Origin of the sequence: Aliivibrio sifiae (assembly GCF_002954715.1) — a bacterium.
In the GTDB taxonomy this organism is placed as follows: domain Bacteria; phylum Pseudomonadota; class Gammaproteobacteria; order Enterobacterales; family Vibrionaceae; genus Aliivibrio; species Aliivibrio sifiae.
In genome coordinates, this window is sequence record NZ_MSCP01000001.1 from 1,510,447 (window position 1) to 1,530,609 (window position 20,163).

Below are 20,163 nucleotides of genomic sequence, written 5' to 3' on the forward strand. Positions count from 1 at the left end.
AATTATTGGCTCAATATATAAACATGAAACAGATTTTAGACTTTATCCCACTGATTATCTTTTTTACGTTGTACAAAATGTACGATATTTACACAGCAACAGGCGCTCTTATCGTTGCAACAGCCATTCAACTTGTTGTCACTTACCTGCTTTATAAAAAAGTAGAAAAGATGCAGCTCATTACATTCCTTATGGTTACGGTATTTGGTGGTATGACCATATTCTTACATGATGACAATTTCATAAAATGGAAAGTAACCATCGTATACTGCGTTTTTGCTGCTGGTTTACTTGTATCTCAAATCATTGGAAAACCAGTAATAAAGGGAATGCTAGGAAAAGAAGTTACCTTAACTGATTCCCAGTGGAACAAAATTAACTACGCATGGATCCTATTCTTTACTGTATGTGCTATTGCTAACCTTTATGTTGCGTTTGAAATGCCTCTTGATGTATGGGTTAACTTTAAAGTCTTTGGCTTACTTGGCTTAACTTTCTTATACACTCTATTTACTGGTATGTACGTTTACAAACACATGCCAAAAGAGAAAAAAGAAGAACAAGAGTAGTAAAAAGCTCAAGCAAAAAAACATAAGCCGTGCTGTTTTATCGCACGGCTTTTTTATATCTGTTTTTTTATGATAAACTCAGCGTAATTTCATTTTTAGTTGTATTGGAAACCAATTTGACAACTCCATCATCTCTTGGACAAGCTCCTAAAGGCCAACTTCTTTTACGTACTCTTTCGATGCCAGCAGACACCAATGCCAATGGTGATATCTTTGGTGGATGGATCATGTCACAACTGGATTTAGCTGGTGGTATCCTAGCCAAAGAAATTTCTGGTGGTCGTATTGTGACCGTTTCTGTATCCAGTATTACTTTTAAAAAACCAGTTAAGGTTGGCGATGTAGTATGTTGTTACGGCGAATGTGTAAAAATTGGCCGCACTTCAATGACGATCAACCTTGAAGTATGGATCAAACCAGTAAAAGAACATGGTATAGGTGATCGCTTCATGGTGTGTGATGCTACATTTAACTATGTTGCGATTGATGCGAAAGGAAAACCTCGCCCAATACCTAAAACTGCGTAGTTATTACAATTTTTCTTATTAATTATTAAAAAGCTCTGGTTTATCGCTAGGGCTTTTTTTATGATGGCTATATCAATGATGATAACGAATAAAAGGATTCAACTATGTGGTACGTAATTTTTTCTCAAGATGTTGAAAATAGCTTAGAACGTCGTTTAAGTGTTCGAGAAAAGCATCTAGAGCGCCTTACTCAACTGCAAAATGAAGGTCGTTTATTGGTAGCAGGACCAATGCCTGCAATTGACTCTGAAAACCCAGGAGATGCTGGATTTACAGGCTCAACAGTTATTGCAGAATTTGATTCTTTGGATGCTGCAAAAAAATGGGCTAACAATGACCCATATATTGATGCAGGAGTTTACGCTAATGTAATCGTAAAACCATTCAAAAAAGTACTTCCTGCTTAATATTAATGATATGAATTTATAGTAAATATAAGCTCAAAAACCATAAAGAACTATAATGAAAAAACTTATTATTACTGCGTTAAGCGTACTTGCACTTTCAGGATGCGCTTCTAACGAACAACAACAAGAGATAGAGATGCTTGCCGATTATCGTGCGAGTATTCTTGCAAGTTCACTCCCCCTAGAAATGGGCCAACTTACCTTAATCCAAGTGAAAGAAAAGCAAGGTGTGGTTGAGATGGTGTTTTTAGATAGTGGTAACGGTGAAGTTAGCACAAACCAACTCATTGAAAAAAGTATCACAACTTATTGTGGAAGCAAAGAAATCCGTCCGGTGTTAAAAAAAGGTGTCGCTTATCGCTACCTTATTCGTAATGCTAGAGGTCAAAAACAAAATGATATTTTTGTTAATGAGCAGTCTTGCTTAGATCGTGAACCAGCCGCAGAAGAGTAATACAAATACAAAATGGCCTAACATTTATTCAAATGTAGGCCATTTAAGTTGCGACTTTAATTTCTTTACTACCACCGCTCCCTTTGTATATATCAATACCAAGTCATATCAATAACATTACCTAATATATTTTCCATAAATAACAAGATCTAACACCTATTGTTAAAATACTTAATGACAACCTTAGCAATAAGAGTTACCGTTAATGAAAATGATTATCACTAACAAGACTTCATGACTATAACACACAAAAATTACTCTAAAATTGCCTTTCCATTCATAATATCAACCGTGACCCAACCCTTACTAGGCGCTGTTGATACGGCTGTCATTGGACACATGGGGATTTCGGAGTTAATTGGAGGTGTAGCCATAGGTACGGTTATCATGAACACCATCTATTGGCTATTCGGATTTTTTCGTGTAAGTACGACAGGACAAAGTGCAATAGCTTTAGGAAAAGGATGCCAATCTAGTTTAATCAATAGCTTAATGAGACCGTTCATTCTTTCGGCATCTGTCGGCCTTATCTTTATGATTTTCCAATCATTTATTTGGCAAGGGGCTCTTTGGGTAATATCACCAGACCCTATTGTTGCAGAACAAGCTCATTTGTACTTTAGTATTCTGATTTATGGCGCGCCTTTTGTGTTAATGAACTATTCAATTATCGGATGGTTAATGGGGCAGGCAAAAGCAAAAGAGACTCTTTATACGCAGGTTTTCGGTAACATATTAAATATCGTTCTTGATGTGATCTTTGTTTTCTACTTTGATCTTGGTGTCGCTGGCGTCGCTTACGCTAGTTTAATTGCTCAAATCACAACCTTTATTATTGGAATAACCATCGTACTAAAAACAAGCAAAATCCCGGTATCTGCATTTTTACAATCCACAAAGCTCAGTAAACAAGATTTATCCGTCATTATTTCATCTAATTCTGATTTATTAATACGTACTATATGCATATTAGTCTTCTTTAATATGATCGCTCGTATAGGCTCACAACTTGGTACTGACGTACTCGCAGCCAATGCAATTTTAATGCAGGTTACTTTTATTATTAGCTATATGTTTGACGGTATCGCTAATGCCTCAAGTGTATTCGCTGGTAAATCCATCGGACAAAAAGATAAAACAATGTTCAACCAAGTAGTAAAACTCAACGCACAATGGACTACTGGGCTCATAATTACTCTTACACTGGTGATCATCTTATTCAAAAATAGCCTTATTTTACTCTTTACCGATCAATCTGAACTCATCACTATTTATGACAATATGACACCTTGGTTAGTAGTTTTTCCACTCGTTGCAGGATTTGGCTTAACTATCTATGGAATTTTTACTGGAACAGGAACAACCCGCCCAGTGAGAGACTCTAGTCTAGCCTCGCTATTATTATTTTTGATTACACAAACATTCACCGTCAACTGGTGGGGAAATCATGGTCTATGGCTAGCATTTACCATTTTCTACCTTGGCCGAATCATGTTTTTATACCCATTTATTTATCAAATAAAACAAAAAATGCTTTAATTTAAAAATACGATACAGAGTCTAATCACTAAAGTCGGCCAGATTGAACTGTCTGGCCGACTTTTGGTTGATTTAATGTTAAATCAATCAATTGTTACTCTTCGACACTTTTCATTATTATTTCAAAATGATAACATTGTTATGTTATAACATATCATTAAATGAGTTAGTGTGAATTTACCTATAGTTTCAGTTAATCAATTAAGTGTATCAACCTCTTCAAGAGTATTATTTAACGATATTACTTTCGACGTCTCTCGTGGTGAATTATTAGCAATCATGGGGCCTTCTGGCATAGGTAAATCGATGTTATCCCGCGCTATTGCCGGTTTTACTTCAGATACTATTCAAGTTAGAGGCCATATTTCTCTTTCTGGTTATGACGTTTCTAATATTCCTTTACTAAACAGGCCAGCAGCCCAACGCCCTGCTTTTATCTTTCAAGACGCTCTTCAAGCACTTAATCCATTAGTCTCTGTTGAAGGACAGCTATGTCTTGCATTAACAAGTTCTCAAACGACGTTAAATAAAGTCACAAAAAAAACGATTATAGAACTTCTTAATAAACTTGAATTTTCAGATCCTGAATCAATTCTCCCTCTCTACCCAGGTCAATTATCCGGAGGTCAACGTCAACGAATATGTATCGCAATTGGCCTTCTAAGCAATGCTGAAGTTTTAATCGCTGATGAGCCAACGAGCGCCCTAGATCCCATAACAGAACAAGAGATCCTAACGTTAATTCGAGAGAATATTAAAGAGAAACAGCTTGCAGGGATATTAATTACTCATAATCTTCAAAGTGCTCTTGCTTGTGACAAATTACTCGTCATCGATGAAGGAAAAATGGTTGCGTATGGTCCACCTAAAGAAGCTTTAAACGCCAGTCCTCACTCTTTTTGTTGCTCATTAAAAGCGCTCATCGCATGAATAAAATAATCACATCGATTCAATTCGACAGCGTCTCTGTCCATCACTACTCTTTGCCTCGTTGGTTAAGAGGTCAGCCCTTTAAAGCTCTTAATAATATAAACTTATGTATTAAAGATAAAAACCTAGCCATTGTTGGTCCTTCAGGAGCAGGGAAATCAACCTTAATTGAATTATTATTTGGACTGCGTAAAACAACGAGCAGCCATATCACACTCTTTGGGAATTCTTTGCCAATAAGCTCACGTAAAGCTCAAATCAGTGTATCTAAGCGAATGCAATTGATACCACAAGAACCACATACAAGCTTAAATCCTTACTACACTATTTATCAAATCTTGCGTGAGCCTCTGTTAAACCTTAAGGATGAAAGTGATCATACAGCAAGGATTAAAGAAACCCTTAAAGAAGTCGGCTTATCAAAGAAACTGCTGTCATTAACTGCACAGCAGCTTTCTACAGGTCAAGCACAACGAGTTGCTATTGCTCGGGCATTAGTCGTTAAGCCATCAATTCTTATTGCTAATGAGCCAACCAGCAGCCTCGATCCAGTTAGTCGTCAAAAGATACTTGATTTATTAATGTCATTAAAATCACGCTTAAATATGCGCCTTATTTTAATTACACATGACCTGCAAGCAGCACAAACGTTATGTGATGACATTTTAGTCCTAGATCATGGAGAAGTAGCTGAATTTGGTCCATCTAACCAAATAATAACGGCGCCTAACCACCCCACCACTCAAGCCTTGATTAATGCTCAATCTCTAATCATACCTAATCAACCAACACAACTATTGGAATAAAATATCATTATGCGTCTCTATAAAATAAAGCTGGCTTGCATGCTTGCATTGACTCTACCTTTGACTGGCTGTTTTGATGCTAAAGTCGATGCTGATAAAGAAAATGCTACATCAGAAATTAACATTGCCATGATGCAACCGCCAAGGACTGGTCTATCCCCTTTATCTGATGATGCTTTCAAGTTATCTAGATGGAGTACAGCAGAAACTCTAGTAAACTTAAATGCGCAATCTAACGCAGAACCAATGCTAGCAACAGCATGGGAACAAGTTGATCCTCTTACTTGGCATTTTACTGTCCGACAGGGTGTTACTTTTCATGATGGTTCAACATTAGATGCATTTGCAGTCACTAACTCTTTACAGAAAGCATTAGAAGCTGCACCTAAACCTCGTATTCTTGATGGTATCGATTTAAAAATAAAAGCACTAAACGATTCTACTGTCGAGATTGGTACTACTTTTAACGACCCTCTTTTACCAAACCGTCTATCTAGTCCTCAATTGGCAATTCTAGCTTCAGATGCTTATAAAAAAAATGGCCAAGTAGTACCTACTGGGATGGGAACTGGCCCATTTGAGCTAATCAAAATTAATGGCAGCACAAGTGCTAAACTCCACCGATTTGATGGTTATTGGGGTGAGAAAGCGCAAATAGATACTGTTAATGTTGAATATGTTCCAAACGGCTTCTCTCGTGCTGCCGCTCTGCGAACAGGTACTGCAGATATTGTTGAAGCCGTTCCTGTATCACAAATAGCCACAATTGATTCTGAATTACTTTATGAAGTAGCGATGCCAAGAACGAATACGCTCTACTTAAATAACAAATCAAAAGTTTTTAGCCAAATCGCACTACGTAAAACCGCAGCAGCAGCTATCAATAAACAACAAATAGTCGAAATGGTTTATGAAAACCATGCTGATATCGCTCAAGGCTTATTTGGACCAGCACTGACTTGGGCCGCACCACTTCGACCAGAAGCACCGCTTTTAGATAAAAGCCTAAAAGCAAACGGAGAAACCATTGTCATTGGTACTTTCACTGACCGTGCAGAGCTTCCCGAAGTAGCAGCACTTTTAAAGCAGCAATTTGAGGCGGTCGGTTTTAACGTTAAGCTTGATATCCGTGAGTATGCTCAAATTGAAAATGATGCATTAGCCGGTAAATTTGATGCCTTTATTCTTTCTCGTGCAACAGTACTTGATTCGGGAGATCCAGTGGCTTACATGATGAGTGATTTTGGATGTAAAGGTTCATATAACCTTGGACAGTATTGCTCTAAAGACATTGATAGCGCGCTTTATCATGCTGATTTACAATCTTTAGGGGCAAAACGACAACAAGCTATTATTGATGCTGAACAAAAAATATTAAATGACTACGCCGCTATCCCTCTACTCCATGAACGCGTAATTCAAGGCGAAAGTAAAAGGGTAAATAATGTAATTCGTGATCCTAGTGAACGTCGTTTAATTAACCAACAAACGCAGGTTAACTAAAATACATGTTTTCTGTTTCAACGATACGATCTGTATTATCTATATTAGTACCTTGGTTATCCCGACTAATCTCACTTACTGCTGTGGTGATTTTAGTCGGGTTAATACCTGAAATTGCGGGGATAGATCCAAGTCAATCAATCTTGAGAGCACGCTCTGGACAACAGCAGCTGTTAACGGCTGAATCTTTACAAGCTGTACGAACGGATCTCCAACTTCATCGGAGTGCATTTGAACGTTTAATTGATTGGTTTTCCGGATTAATAAAAGGGGATTTAGGAGTCTCTTGGATAGACGGTTCTTCCGTAACTTCTACTATTCATCAGGCGCTATCTACCTCTCTATTTTTAATGTCTACTGCATTAGTATTGACGTTTATACTTTGCAGTATGGCTTTAATGAGAATGTTAAGGCACTGGAAAAAAGGAACATTAAAAAGCAATCACCACTCTTTAAGCATTGTTTTTATATCATTGCCTGAATATGTTATTGCTTCTTTACTGATTCTATTTTTTTCTATTTGGCTTGGTTGGTTCCCGCCTTATGGCTGGCAAAGTTGGCAAAACATTTGGTTACCAAGCTTAGCTCTTGCTTTACCTGCAAGTGGATTATTCAGTCGCTTATTACACGACAGCCTACTCCGTGTGTTTAATGAACCGTGGATAACGACTTGGTTAAGTGCAAATGTACACACAAACCAAATAATCCGTTTTGCTCTTAAAAAAGCACTCAGTAGCCTAATCCCTCAAATTTCAATGATTATCATAGGGATCACTGGCGGAGCGGTTGCAGTAGAACAAATTTTTTCAATTCCGGGAATTGGACGGCTCATTCTTAGTGCAACAAAAGCACAAGATCTACCCATTCTTCAGGGCGGCTTATTAGTACTATTGTTTTTATCTATTATGATCAGTAGTTTTGGGCTTCTATTACAACAGTTAATATTAGGTCATAGTCTTAAAAGTGGGAAATTAATTAGTAGTCATTCATCATTCCAATTGACTAAAAGTGCACCTAAGCGAATGATCGCATTTAGTATTTTATCATTTCTATTACTAATTGCTGTTTGGGCACTATTTAGAGATCCTTACTCAAGTCAATTTTCTCGTTTAGCCTCTCCTAACATACACATTCCATTAGGAGCTGATGGCATAGGTCGAGATTTATTGGCTCGAATTGGCGCGGGCATGATATCAACGTTTCAAGCTGGAATTTTAGCTACATTTCTAAGCTTATTAACTGGCATTGTCATGGGGTTTAATACGCGATGGACTCAAGGACTTATTGAAGTCACTAAAGGGGTGCCGTATATCGTGGCTGGTTTATTAGTCGCAGGCATTTCAGGTATGAATGCGAACAGTGCACTCATCGCTATTGTTTTAGTGTCATGGGCACCACTGGCTGCACATTGCTCAAGCTTAATTTCTGAAGCTAAAGCCCAACCATATACTCATTTAGCGCCTACTTGGGGCACAAATAAGTTCAAGATTTTCCGCTTCTACTTATTACCTTATGTCTTGCCTCCGTTATTAAGGCATACTCTATTAAAGTTGCCCGTAATTACATTGAGCCTAACCTCTTTGAGTTTTATTGGGTTAGGAGCAAAGCCACCAGAATCAGAATGGGGATTAATGATAGCAGAGAACCTCCCTTACATAGAGAGAGCTCCTTTGGGTGTTTTAGGGCCAATTTTGGGGCTTATTCTTATGGGAATTGCCATTAATTTATTGTTCGATGATTAATAAAAACCCCCTTATCGCAAGGGGGCTTTTTTATATCAAACTCAAACTTAGCGAGTAAAACGCATCACTTTTAAGCCGCTTTCTGAATTAATATCAGCAAACTCTGGCGGGTTATCTAAACGCTCTACAAACTTCAATTCAGGTGCCTCTTCAGCCATACCATCAATTAAGAAATCAGTAGATACTGCTGGTGAATTCACACAAGCTAGCACTTCACCCGTTTCACTCAATAAACTTGGTAAACGACGTAAGATCTTTTGATAATCTTTCGTCAATGCAAAACTGCCTTTTTGAAAACTTGGCGGATCAATAATGATCAAATCATACAAACCCAGTTTCTTAATCTTACCCCAAGACTTAAAGATATCATGACCTAAGAATTTTACTTTTGATAAATCATGTTCGTTTAAACGGTGGTTATCACGACCACGGCTCAGCGGTCCTTTCGCCATATCTAAATTAACCACTTGAATCGCTCCACCTGCAATCGCAGCAACTGAAAAGCCACACGTGTATGCAAACAAGTTTAATACTGATTTACCTTCACTGTGTGCTTGAACCCATTTTCGACCATAGCGCATATCTAAAAATAGCCCCATGTTCTGATTCTTTTTAAGTTCTAGCTGATATTTCAAACCATTTTCTACAGCAACAGGGAAAATCTCTTCACTACCCCACACCACTTGCGTTGGTGCTAGTTCTTGATAACGGTGTTGTAATAAAATGGCTTGACCTTTGGCATTTTTCCATGTGTCAGATCCAGCAAATGCGTTCAGCTTTGATTCTAGATCTTCAACAAAAGCAGGATCTTGCTCTTTAAATAGCGCCACCACTAATTGACCTTGAGAGCCTTGAGTTTGGGGAGCTAGACCTTGAAGCCAATCAACGGTGAGCTGTTCTAAACCTTCAAAACATTGTCCACGACCATGGAATAAACGACGAAGCTCATTCTGTGATGTTGCTAACTGTGCTTCTAAATGGGTAAATAACGTATCTAATGCTTCTATCTTCATGATTTCTTCTTAATCTCTGGCCAAGTTAATGTCCACGGTGTTTGCCACTGCGCTAATCCTGCTTGAATGGTGTCATCTTGCCACTCATCACCTTGCTTTGGTGTTTCAACAAATTCAAACGCTTGCTCTTGATAAGTAAAACGTAAAGCATAGGCATGAAGATAACCACGATCAGCCTTAGACGAGCTATAAATTGAATCACCTAAAATACCAGAACCTACACTTTTTAAAGCCACTCGAATTTGATGAGTTTTACCAGTATGAGGTTTACATAAAAATAGGCGATTACCGTTATGTGCAGCCGTTGAAAAAAACTGAGTAATCGCAGGGTTTTCTTTACTGTTGATCAGCTTCCATGACGCTCGACGTGAACGTTCCATATCGCCAATAACCAGACCTTGTTTTTTCTTAGGCTTTTTATCCCCAATGGCTAGATAGTATTTCTCAACTAAACGCTTCGCGAACAATTGTGATAATTCACTGGCTGCTGATTGGTTGCGTCCAATAAGCAACAGCCCTGATGTCATCTTGTCTAAACGATGAATAAGATAAAGCTGTTTATCACCAGTGACTTTAGCTAACTCAATCAATAGTGATGTATCACCATCGTCTTTATGAACGCTTATATTTGGGTGCTTATTTATAACAAGAAAATCTGAATTTTGATAAAGGATATCGAACATTGGCGCTCCTAAAATTGAGCGCAGAGTATAGCGAGGATGGTATCTCAATTCCAATAAAAACGCCGATCAGATGATCAGCGTTGATTTATTATTTTTGCAATTGAAGAAAATTATTTATGACGTTCTTTTAGTTTGTTAATCACATCATCAAACGACAAGCCTTGATCTTGAAGCAGAACAAATAAGTGATACATCAAATCTGCTGATTCACACACTAACTCTGCCTTGTCACCCGACGTCGCTGCAAGCGCGACTTCAACGCCTTCTTCACCAACTTTCTGCGAAATACGTTTGGTGCCACGGGCATAGAGACTTGCTGTGTAAGATGAGTCAGGATCAGCATTCTTACGATCGGCAAGTAGCTGTTCCAACTGATGAAGCCACACCAATTGCGTTTCTTCGGTTTTATCGCCATCCCAACAGGTGGTTGTTCCTGTGTGGCACGTTGGGCCTACTGGATTAACTTTAATAAGCAAAGTATCGTTATCGCAATCTAGAGAAATATTAACTAGATTCAAGCTATTGCCAGACTCTTCGCCTTTGGTCCATAAACGATTTTTAGTTCGAGAGAAAAACGTAACCTTCTTTGTTTCTAATGTTTTCGACAGTGCTTCTTGGTTCATGTAACCCATCATCAATACTTGGCTTGAACCAAAATCTTGAATAATAGCAGGCACTAACCCATCCACTTTTTCCCAATCAATTCGTGTTGCTAATTCTTGTTGGCTCATCGGCGCACCTCTACATCCTGTTGGGCTAAATATTCTTTTAATTCACCAATATTGATGATTTGTTTGTGGAATACCGATGCTGCTAATGCACCGTCCACGTTTGTTTTTTTATAGGCATCGGCAAAGTGAACCATTTCACCTGCACCGCCTGATGCAATTAATGGCACATGACACACTTCTCGTACCATTTTTAATTGCTCAAGATCGTAACCGTTACGCACACCATCTTGATTCATCATGTTCAATACAATTTCACCCGCACCGCGTTTTTGAACTTCTTGCACCCAATCTTTAGTTTCCCATTTGGTTGCTTTGGTACGCTCTTCATCGCCGGTAAATTGGTAAACTTGGTATTTACCCGTTTCTTTATCAAAGTAAGAATCAATTCCTACAACGATACACTGAACGCCAAATTTATCGGCAAGTTCTGTGATCAGCTCTGGGTTCGCCAGTGCTGGTGAGTTAATTGATACTTTGTCAGCACCAAATTCTAAAATCTTCGCTGCATCTTCGGCGGTTTTAATACCACCTGCCACACAGAATGGAATATCAATCACTTCAGCTACGCGTGCTACCCAGCTTTTATCAACTACGCGGCCATCACTTGATGCGGTAATGTCATAAAATACCAATTCATCTGCACCCTCTTCAGCATAACGTTGTGCTAGAGGAACAATATCACCAATGATTTCATGATTACGAAATTGAACGCCTTTTACCACTTGCCCATCTTTAACATCAAGACAAGGAACTATTCGCTTTGCCAACATTGAAATGCCTCCTCTGCGGTGAACTTTCCATCAAGCAATGCTCGACCAACAATCACTCCTGCAACACCAGAGCCTTTAAGCGCAGCGATATCATCCAGAGAGCCTATGCCGCCAGAAGATTGGAATTGCACTTGTGGGTACTGTTTACATAGGTCTACGTAAAGTTCTACATTCGATCCTTGCAGCGTGCCATCGCGTGAGATATCAGTACACAATACATGTTTCAAACCAACTGTTAGGTAATCTTCAAGCAATGCTTCAATCGTTACGCCTGAATCTTCTTGCCAACCTGAAATAGCAACGTTACGAGTGCCGTTTTCATCAATGTTGATATCTAGCGCTAATACGATTTTTTCTGCACCGTATTTTTCCATCCAACCTTTGACAAGCTCTGGCTGTTTTACCGCTGTAGAACCAACAACCACACGTTGTGCACCAGCGTTTAATAAATCTTGTACATCCGCTTCGTTACGTACGCCACCACCAATTTGAATATTGGCAGGGGTGCTTGCTAACAAACGAGCAATCAAATCTAACTGACGTGCTGTTGTGTCTTTTGCACCCGTTAAATCAACAAGGTGTAGCCAATTTGCGCCTGCTTGGTGATACAGATTAAACTGCTCAGCCGGATCAACTTTATATTCTGTTACTTGCCCGTAGTCGCCTTGAAACAGACGAACCACTTGGCCTTCAATTAAATCTAATGCTGGAATGATCATTCTAATTCCTTTTAGCTCTCACTCGTGGAGAGTCCTATTTCTTTTTTAACTCTATCGCTGCTAGAAAATTCAGGTTTCAGGGCGGTTGCTGTGATATTAGGGTTACCCCCTACCCACCCCTGAACCCTTTAAGGGAGCTTGCGACCGATCTGAACCCTGCCTTTTACAACTCCAAAAAGTTCTGAATAAGCTTTGAACCCACTTTACTTGAACGCTCTGGGTGAAACTGAACACCGTAATAATTACCGACTTGTAATGCGGCGGTAAACGGTTGTCCATAGTCACAAGAAGCAATGGTGTAATCACCCACTTGCATGCCAAAGCTATGTACAAAGTAAAAGTAACTGTTCTCAGGAATATCTTTAAACAGTGGGTTACCTTCAACGGGTTTAATTGTATTCCACCCCATGTGAGGTAGTGGTAAGTCACCTGTTTGAAGCTTACGAACTTCACCATCACATAAGCCTAAGCAATCCACAATTTGATCTGCCTTTTGACCTTTCTCTTCAGAGAGTTTACCAAGCAGTTGCATACCTAAACAGATACCCAATAGCGGCTTTTCAACTTGTTTAACCAACTCAATGAGATCACGTTCAGCTAAGTTTTTCATCGCTTCGCTTGCTGTTCCTACTCCCGGTAAAAACAACTTATCCGCAGCTAAAACGACTTGTGGATCTCTGCTTATCGTAACGTCATAACCCAAACGCTCAATCGCAAATCTCACTGATGATACGTTAGAGCAGCCTGTATCAATAATAACGACATTTTGCTTTGTCATAGTCACTCCTACAATACGCCTTTTGAGCTTGGCAGTTCATTACCTTCCACTTTAATCGCTTGGCGTAATGTACGACCAAACGCTTTAAATAAGCTTTCAATAATGTGGTGATCATTATGACCAGCAGAAGAAAGGTGTAACGTACAAGCAAGCGTATCTGTAAGCGAGCGGAAGAAGTGAACTACCATTTCTGTTGATAAATCCCCAACTTGATCACGACTAAATTCCGCATCAAATTTCAAATATGGACGGCCAGATAAATCCAGCGCACACTGTGCTAAACACTCATCCATTGGTAAGCTAAAACCAAAACGACCAATACCACGTTTATCACCCAATGCTTCTTTTAACGCTTCACCAAGTGCTAGAGCCGTATCTTCAATGGTGTGGTGATCATCAATGTGTAAGTCGCCCTCTACATTGATCTTCATTTGGAAACCGCCGTGCGTAGCGATTTGATCAAGCATGTGATCAAAGAAACCAAGGCCGGTTGAGATTGTATTACCACCCTGCTCATCCAAATTAACAAACACTTTGATGTCCGTTTCTTTAGTTGTGCGGATAACTTCTGCAGTACGTGCGTTTACAGTCAGATCTTTTAAGATCGCCGGCCAGTTCATTGTCTCAGGGTGATATTGAATGCCACGGATTGCCATGTTCTCAGCTAATTGAAGATCCGTTTGGCGATCACCAATCACAACCGAGTGTTGAAAATCGACTTTTCCGCCTTGAAGGTACTCTTTTACCATACCCAGTTTTGGTTTACGGCAAGAACAGTTATCTTCTTCAAAGTGTGGGCAGATCAGGACATCATCAAACTTAACGCCTTGAGATTCAAAGAACTCCATCATCATATTATGTGGCGCATCAAACTCATCTTGCGGGTAGCTATCTGTTCCTAAACCATCTTGATTGGTTACCATCACTAAACGATAACCAGCATCTTGAAGAGACAGCAAAGATGGAATAACCAGAGGTTCAAACTTTAACTTGTCTAAACGGTCTACTTGAAAATCGACAGGTGGCTCAACAATTAAGGTGCCATCGCGGTCGATAAATAAAATCTTTTGTTGTTTGCTCACAGGAACGTCCTTTTAATTTTTCTAATTTTATTCTTGATAAGCCCCAAGCCTTATTCCTAAGCTTGGGGATAAGATTACATTAATTGATTACGAATAAATCCAAGAGTTTTTTCACACTCTTCGCGATTACCTACGCTGATACGCACACAATCTTTAATTGGTGAATTACGTAAAATAATACCGTGATCCCACGCTGCTTTAAACACTGCATCGCCATCAGAGAATTGCACTAATAAATAGTTACCCCAACCTTCATGGACGGTGACACCATTCAATACCATTAACCCTGCATGTAAATAAGCACGGTTAGCACTTAAATCAAGCATCTGGTATTTCATTCGAGCTAAACCTGCTTCAGATAAGGCTTGAGCCGCAATTTCAGCCACTGGAACTGGCACTGGGTATGGCGCAATCACTTTAAGTAATACATTAATCAGTTCTTCATTGGCTAATGTAAAACCACAACGTAAGCCAGCCAGTGCAAAGGCTTTTGATAGTGTACGAAGAATCGCAAGGTGTGGATAATCAGCCAGTAAATCGACCGTAGACTTCTCCATACAAAAATCGATGTAAGCTTCATCCATTACGACAATTGCGCGATCTTTTGTCATCTCAAGCAATGAAATAATATCTTTACGATTAACAATGTTGCCTGTTGGATTATTTGGACTACACACAAACACGACTTTTACATTTTCTAAGCTTGCTTCTATTGTAGGAAGATCTAACTGCCAATCAGAAGTTAGTGGTACGGTTTTAGTCTCTACACCAATGGTTTCTGCACTGATTGAGTACATCCCATAGGTTGGCGGGCAATATAAAATCGCATCTTCATTTGGCTCACAGAACGCACGAACTAATAGTTCAATACCTTCATCAGCACCACGTGACGTTAGCACTTGCTCTGGTTTTACATTTGCATAAGCCGCATAAGCATTGATCAACTCTGGTGGTTGACATTCACTGTAACGGTTAAGGCGTGCAAAATTGAATTTGTATTCATTATCAAATGGGGATTCATTGGCGTTTAACCACACATCCCCTGTGCCACCAATACGACGAGCAGAGAGATAAGGAGTTAATGCTTGCACTTGTTTTCTGGCTAACTTTTCCATCATGAATTCCTATTGATTCGCTTCTAATTTAGCTAATTTTTCAATTCTGATTGTAACCGCTCGTTTGTGAGCATCAAGTCCTTCTGCGTCCGCCATTGTTACCACTGTCGGGGCTAGGCCTTTTAAGCCATCTGCTGTTAATTCTTGCACTGTCATGCGTTTAGAAAAATCAGCCAAACCTAAACTTGAGTAGGTTTTTGTATAACCATAGGTTGGTAATACGTGATTAGTTCCAGAAGCATAATCCCCTGCAGATTCAGGCGAGTAATTGCCTAAGAAAATAGAACCTGCATTATCCAGCAGTGGCAGCAATTCTCGTGGGTTTTTAGTTTGAACAATTAAGTGCTCAGGACCATAAAAATTTGAAATTGATACACACTGAGTAAGTGATTCAGCAATAATCAATAAACTAGATCCTAATGCTTTACGTGCAATATCAGAGCGAGATAACTCTTTTAATTGCTTTTCGATCGCATCAGCCACTTGATCTGCAATGATTGGAGATGGCGTAACAAGAACCACTTGTGAATCTGGACCGTGCTCTGCTTGGCTTAAAAGATCCGCAGCAATAAAATCAGGATCTGCCGTTTCATCCGCAATAACCAAAACCTCAGATGGACCTGCTGGCATATCAATGGCTGCGCCACGGAAATCATTAGATACCTGACGCTTAGCTTCAGTTACATATGCGTTACCTGGGCCAAAGATCTTATCAACTTTAGAAACCGATTTAGTACCGTAAGCCATAGCGGCAACGGCTTGAGCACCACCAATATTATATACCTCATCAATTTTACATAGTTTTGCAACGTATAAAATTTCATCGGCGATTGGTGGAGGAGAACACAACACCACTTTTTGACAACCGGCGATTTGAGCTGGAATACCTAACATTAATACCGTTGATGGTAATGGCGCACTGCCCCCTGGAATATACAGACCCACTTTATTAATCGGCATTGTGATTTGTTCACACACCACACCTGGCTGTGTTTCTACTTTAATTGGTTGCGGTTTTTGAGCTTTGTGAAATTTAGAGATATTACTGTACGCTTGTTGTAGCGCCGCTTTCATCTCTTCAGATAAACGTTCACTTGCCGCATCAATTTCTGATTTAGATACTCGAATCGACTCTGGTTTCACACCATCAAACTTTTCTGTTAACGCTAATACGCCAGCGTCACCGTCTTGTTTAACGGTATTAATCACGCTAGTTACCGCAGCAGTAATATTTGCGCCTTCGGTAATAGCAGGACGTTGTAAGACAGTATCTTGTTGTGAATCGCTAAGTGATTGCCAAACTAGGGTTTTCATAATGGTTACTCCATCATCTTCTCAATTGGCAATACAAGAATAGAGCTCGCACCCAATGCTTTTAGTTGCTCCATTGTTTCCCAGAATAGATTTTCAGTACTGACTAGGTGAACCGCCACTTTTGCACCATCACTTGATAAAGGAAGTACTGTTGGATCTTCTGCACCTGGTAGTAGTGATTTAATTGCTTCTAATTTATCTGTAGGTGCGTGTAGCATAATGTATTTAGATTCTTTGGCCTGAATACACCCTTGCATGCGAGTCAGTAGTTTTTCGATTAATGCAGCTTTATCTGCATCGAACTCGCCTTCACGTTGAATTAGTGTCGCTTTTGAGCGGAAAATCACTTCAGCTTCTTTTAAGCCATTTGCTTCAAGCGTTGCGCCTGTTGAAACTAAATCAGCAATGGCATCAGAAAGGCCTGCACGCGGAGCAACTTCAACAGAACCATTTAAAATACAAGTTGAGAACGGAATACCTTGTTCATCCATAAAGCTTTTAAGTAGTTGTGGGTAAGTCGTTGCGATACGTTTACCAGCAAGATCTTGTGGACCGTTGTAAGTTTCATCTTTATCGATAGCAATAGATAAACGGCAACCACCAAAATCTAAACGGCGCAGCGTAGTGAATGATGAAGGCTCACCCAACGCTTTACGCTCTAAACGCACTTCTTCTAATTCGTTTTCACCAATCACACCTAAATCAACAACACCATCCATGATTAGGCTTGGAATATCATCATCACGAACTAACAATAAATCAATGGGCATATTTTCAGAATGAACCACTAAGCGCTCGCCTGAGATATTAAATTTCATGCCACAGCGTTTGAATAGCTCTTGGCACTCTTTAGATAAACGGCCTTTCTTTTGAATCGCGATGCGTAGACGTTGTGCTGACATAATTTCTTCCTTGTAAAAATGTAATTCTAAATTTGTGGTAGTTATCTGTTACTTAATTTTGGTCATAAAACGAAAAAACCCTCAGAAATTTTACCTTCCGAGGGTTTGAAATTGTATTCATCGGAAGGAAATTCTAATTGCCTTCCGGATATGCATATCCTCCCGAAAGACTACTCAGGATGATGGTGATGATGAATGTTCAGACCTTGAATACGCATAATTATAAACCTTTAGTAACAAATTGATTTTGTTTTTAACCTTGTAAACACATTATCAAACTGTGGTTTTATTTCAACAAAAAAGATCATTTTTTTAAAAGAAAATTTTTGGATCATTAAAGGGCTAAGAACTAATTCTAATAACTATCTTTATTCAAACGAAAAAAAGCCAGTCATAATGACTGGCTTAATAATTTGGTTTACTTTAAATCAAGAGATTAGAAGTAGTAGTAACCAGCTGCGAATACGAAGGTTTCTTCATCTTTATCGCCAGCGTCAAGTTGTTGCTTAATATCGATACCCATATCCATGTTTTTAGCTAGTGTGTACATAGCTGCGACGTTCATGAAAGAGTAATCTGTATCAGTTTTACCGATCTCTTCTGTATTACCAGCGTAACCAGCAGCAAGAGTTAGGTCTTCAGAGACTGTGTAACCTGCAGATACGTAGTATCCAGTATTTGTCTTATCTAGTACTTTAGTATCTGTTTCTTCGATCCAGAAGTTAGCACCTAATTTAACAGCACCTAGCTTAACATTACCAGTTACTGTGTATACATCGTAATCAGAATCACGAGTTTCATATCCAGCGTATACATTGAACGCTTCTTGTTCGATACCAACGTAACCATTCACGCCTTTTTCAGCAGCTACATGAACATCATCAGTTTCGAAGTAAGAAACACCGTAAGCGAAACCATTTGTTGCACCTTGGAATTTAACTACGTTAAATGCATCAGATGCATCACCAGCAGAAGCACCAAACTCGTATGTAAAGTCGCCAGCACCGTCAATAGCATCTAAAGCAGTGTCGTTTTCCCAACCGTAAGAAGCGATACCGTAGCCAGTATCAAAACCTAACCAAGCTTTATCTACATCAGTAGCAGGGCTTGAGTTTTTCTCTGTAGAAGATGCATGTTTAGTTTCACTGTCTGTTGTGTAGTTCAACATAAAGTCAGTTTCAAAGTAACCAACGATACGATTGTTACGGTAGTTAACTGCTAGAGTTAGGCCAGTAGCCCAATCATCATAAAATGCTTTAGAACCAGTGTCGTAGTAACCACCAACACCAACAGAACCAGATACTGAGAATTGGTCTTTATGCATTGAATCAAATGCAAACATATCTTCGTTTTTGCTGTTTTGGCTGCTTGTATCAACAGCAAACGCTGATGCCGAGATACTTGCGATTGCAAGCGCTAAAAGAGTCTTTTTCATAATAAGTCCACTGCCTTTTCTTAGAAAGATTTGGAAATCCGTTTTCCGGTTCCCTTTATTTTAGAGCGCTACAGACGCATCTAATGTGCGGCTTGTTAGCGTCTCTGTTTCTGGACGCTACTTTGCTAAATATTTCTCATCGTGTCAACGCGCAAAGTCAAGGAAAGTAAAAATTAATAAAGATATCAAATACAGCGGCTTAGAGGTGAACATTTATAGTTGTGACACAGATCAAACCTAAAAATATAAATTTAGATAAATACACACAACGGAGAAAATCAAGAGACACGCGTTAAGTATCGAATAATAATGAAGTAAATATGTGAATAGTTCTAAATGAGCACATATTGAGCAGTGGGTTTGATTAATATTTATAAATAGAAATTGAGATAAAATATGACCTAAAAATAATTGTCATTCTGTGTGAATATTTTCCAGATTTCAGAATGACAATACAGTTTTCATAAGAAAGGCTAAAAATTAATTGTGATCTATGATCCATTTTTGGAAGGCTTTACGTTCTTCCTTAGAGGATTTGGTATACCAAGCTTGAAGCTGTTCAAGGTTTGAAACCCTATTATCTACTGATTTTTTATTGCTTTCTACAATTTGCGCACTTGCTATTAGTGTTGATGTAGAGCCCAAAATCACTCCATTTTCTTGATTATGCTTCGCCACTAACTCCTCAATATCTCGATAGGGAAGAAAGCCACCTCGAGATTTTAATATTTCTTGTGAATAAGTAACCTCTTTCTCGTCTGATTTAATTACCCACATCGGTGATTGTTTAAAAGTATTATTAGCGTGTTCATAGCTATAGATTTTTGGTGCAATAAGTGTAGCTTGCTTTTCTGGTGCTTCAAAAGATAGGATAAACGGTTTTGATTCAAAGACTTTTTTACCGCCTCCTTTACCTACCGAATTGCTGTACCTCACTACAACCTGATTCAATCCACTTTGAAGATCTACTGGCTCTCTATCTTCTACAACTTCAACCCCATTGACGACCAAAATTTCAATTCCCTTTTGAGGAATTAATTCTTCAGCACTCAGTATTGAAGTAAAAAACAATCCTATTAATACAATCAATCTTTTCATTTTGATATCACCTTCAATTAATTTTAAATAATTACTTTCGATTTTA

21 protein-coding genes and 1 other annotated feature are annotated in these 20,163 nt (G+C 39.0%); of the genes, 9 read left to right on the forward strand and 12 right to left on the reverse strand.

Annotated features, from left to right (window positions below; translation table 11 throughout):
* The first annotated feature begins 23 nt into the window (after positions 1 to 23).
* The 9 genes from BTO23_RS06680 (at position 24) to BTO23_RS06720 (ending at position 8,477) form a co-directional block, all read left to right on the forward strand.
* Positions 24 to 569: a septation protein A gene (locus tag BTO23_RS06680; RefSeq protein ID WP_061002106.1), complete on the forward strand. Its 546-nt coding sequence runs from the start codon at positions 24 to 26 to the stop codon at positions 567 to 569.
* Positions 570 to 748: 179 nt separating this feature from the next.
* On the forward strand, positions 749 to 1,096 hold the full coding sequence (gene yciA / locus BTO23_RS06685; RefSeq protein ID WP_245922099.1) for an acyl-CoA thioester hydrolase YciA: 348 nt from the start codon (positions 749 to 751) through the stop codon (positions 1,094 to 1,096).
* A 104-nt stretch (positions 1,097 to 1,200) separates the two neighbouring features.
* Positions 1,201 to 1,503, forward strand: coding sequence for a YciI family protein (locus tag BTO23_RS06690; protein ID WP_060990656.1), 303 nt, complete (start codon positions 1,201 to 1,203; stop codon positions 1,501 to 1,503).
* 55 nt (positions 1,504 to 1,558) lie between these two features.
* On the forward strand, positions 1,559 to 1,957 hold the full coding sequence (locus BTO23_RS06695) for a GspS/AspS pilotin family protein (protein WP_060990655.1): 399 nt from the start codon (positions 1,559 to 1,561) through the stop codon (positions 1,955 to 1,957).
* A gap of 234 nt (positions 1,958 to 2,191) precedes the next feature.
* Positions 2,192 to 3,496, forward strand: coding sequence for an MATE family efflux transporter (locus BTO23_RS06700; RefSeq protein ID WP_105063218.1), 1,305 nt, complete (start codon positions 2,192 to 2,194; stop codon positions 3,494 to 3,496).
* 171 nt (positions 3,497 to 3,667) lie between these two features.
* Positions 3,668 to 4,426, forward strand: a complete 759-nt coding sequence (locus BTO23_RS06705) for an ATP-binding cassette domain-containing protein (RefSeq protein ID WP_105063219.1) — start codon at positions 3,668 to 3,670, stop codon at positions 4,424 to 4,426.
* Positions 4,423 to 5,232 (forward strand): ATP-binding cassette domain-containing protein, encoded by an 810-nt coding sequence (locus tag BTO23_RS06710; RefSeq protein ID WP_105063220.1) that lies wholly within the window; start codon positions 4,423 to 4,425, stop codon positions 5,230 to 5,232. Before BTO23_RS06705 ends, BTO23_RS06710 begins: the two co-directional genes overlap by 4 nt.
* Before the next feature lie 9 nt (positions 5,233 to 5,241).
* The gene (locus BTO23_RS06715; RefSeq protein WP_105063221.1) at positions 5,242 to 6,735 is read left to right on the forward strand and encodes an ABC transporter substrate-binding protein; all 1,494 of its coding nucleotides are present in this window, start codon (positions 5,242 to 5,244) and stop codon (positions 6,733 to 6,735) included.
* 5 nt (positions 6,736 to 6,740) lie between these two features.
* Positions 6,741 to 8,477 (forward strand): ABC transporter permease subunit, encoded by a 1,737-nt coding sequence (locus BTO23_RS06720; protein WP_105063222.1) that lies wholly within the window; start codon positions 6,741 to 6,743, stop codon positions 8,475 to 8,477.
* Between the two features lie 47 nt (positions 8,478 to 8,524).
* Here BTO23_RS06720 and BTO23_RS06725 read toward each other — a convergent pair whose 3' ends face one another.
* The 12 genes from BTO23_RS06725 to BTO23_RS06780 all read right to left on the reverse strand — a co-directional run bounded on the left by BTO23_RS06725 (position 8,525) and on the right by BTO23_RS06780 (position 20,117).
* A complete protein-coding gene (locus BTO23_RS06725) occupies positions 8,525 to 9,490 on the reverse strand; it encodes a class I SAM-dependent methyltransferase (RefSeq protein WP_061028428.1) in 966 nt (321 codons plus the stop codon).
* The gene (locus BTO23_RS06730) at positions 9,487 to 10,173 is read right to left on the reverse strand and encodes a TIGR01621 family pseudouridine synthase (protein ID WP_061002094.1); all 687 of its coding nucleotides are present in this window, start codon (positions 10,171 to 10,173) and stop codon (positions 9,487 to 9,489) included. Before BTO23_RS06730 ends, BTO23_RS06725 begins: the two co-directional genes overlap by 4 nt.
* 110 nt (positions 10,174 to 10,283) lie before the next feature.
* Positions 10,284 to 10,904 carry a bifunctional phosphoribosyl-AMP cyclohydrolase/phosphoribosyl-ATP diphosphatase HisIE gene (hisIE, locus tag BTO23_RS06735; protein ID WP_105063223.1) on the reverse strand — a complete coding sequence of 207 codons (621 nt, stop codon included), beginning with the start codon at positions 10,902 to 10,904 and terminating at the stop codon, positions 10,284 to 10,286.
* A complete protein-coding gene (gene hisF, locus BTO23_RS06740; protein WP_061002089.1) occupies positions 10,901 to 11,674 on the reverse strand; it encodes an imidazole glycerol phosphate synthase subunit HisF in 774 nt (257 codons plus the stop codon). The genes hisIE and hisF overlap by 4 nt, the downstream gene beginning before the upstream one ends.
* The gene (hisA, locus tag BTO23_RS06745; protein ID WP_005418747.1) at positions 11,656 to 12,393 is read right to left on the reverse strand and encodes a 1-(5-phosphoribosyl)-5-[(5-phosphoribosylamino)methylideneamino]imidazole-4-carboxamide isomerase; all 738 of its coding nucleotides are present in this window, start codon (positions 12,391 to 12,393) and stop codon (positions 11,656 to 11,658) included. The genes hisF and hisA overlap by 19 nt, the downstream gene beginning before the upstream one ends.
* Positions 12,394 to 12,556: 163 nt before the next feature.
* Positions 12,557 to 13,171 (reverse strand): imidazole glycerol phosphate synthase subunit HisH, encoded by a 615-nt coding sequence (gene hisH, locus BTO23_RS06750; RefSeq protein WP_105063224.1) that lies wholly within the window; start codon positions 13,169 to 13,171, stop codon positions 12,557 to 12,559.
* A gap of 8 nt (positions 13,172 to 13,179) precedes the next feature.
* Positions 13,180 to 14,253 (reverse strand): bifunctional histidinol-phosphatase/imidazoleglycerol-phosphate dehydratase HisB, encoded by a 1,074-nt coding sequence (gene hisB / locus BTO23_RS06755; protein WP_105063225.1) that lies wholly within the window; start codon positions 14,251 to 14,253, stop codon positions 13,180 to 13,182.
* Between the two features lie 74 nt (positions 14,254 to 14,327).
* Complete coding sequence (gene hisC / locus BTO23_RS06760) at positions 14,328 to 15,368, reverse strand: histidinol-phosphate transaminase (RefSeq protein WP_105063226.1); 1,041 nt, start codon at positions 15,366 to 15,368, stop codon at positions 14,328 to 14,330.
* A 9-nt stretch (positions 15,369 to 15,377) separates the two neighbouring features.
* The gene (gene hisD / locus BTO23_RS06765) at positions 15,378 to 16,682 is read right to left on the reverse strand and encodes a histidinol dehydrogenase (RefSeq protein WP_105063227.1); all 1,305 of its coding nucleotides are present in this window, start codon (positions 16,680 to 16,682) and stop codon (positions 15,378 to 15,380) included.
* A gap of 5 nt (positions 16,683 to 16,687) precedes the next feature.
* The gene (gene hisG / locus BTO23_RS06770; protein ID WP_060990641.1) at positions 16,688 to 17,584 is read right to left on the reverse strand and encodes an ATP phosphoribosyltransferase; all 897 of its coding nucleotides are present in this window, start codon (positions 17,582 to 17,584) and stop codon (positions 16,688 to 16,690) included.
* 69 nt (positions 17,585 to 17,653) lie between these two features.
* Positions 17,654 to 17,779: a sequence feature (His leader region), on the reverse strand.
* A gap of 241 nt (positions 17,780 to 18,020) precedes the next feature.
* Entirely contained in the window at positions 18,021 to 19,019 is a 999-nt protein-coding gene (locus BTO23_RS06775) for a porin (protein ID WP_061002082.1), read from the reverse strand.
* 480 nt (positions 19,020 to 19,499) lie between these two features.
* Positions 19,500 to 20,117 (reverse strand): YccT family protein, encoded by a 618-nt coding sequence (locus tag BTO23_RS06780; protein ID WP_105063228.1) that lies wholly within the window; start codon positions 20,115 to 20,117, stop codon positions 19,500 to 19,502.
* Positions 20,118 to 20,163 lie beyond the last annotated feature (46 nt).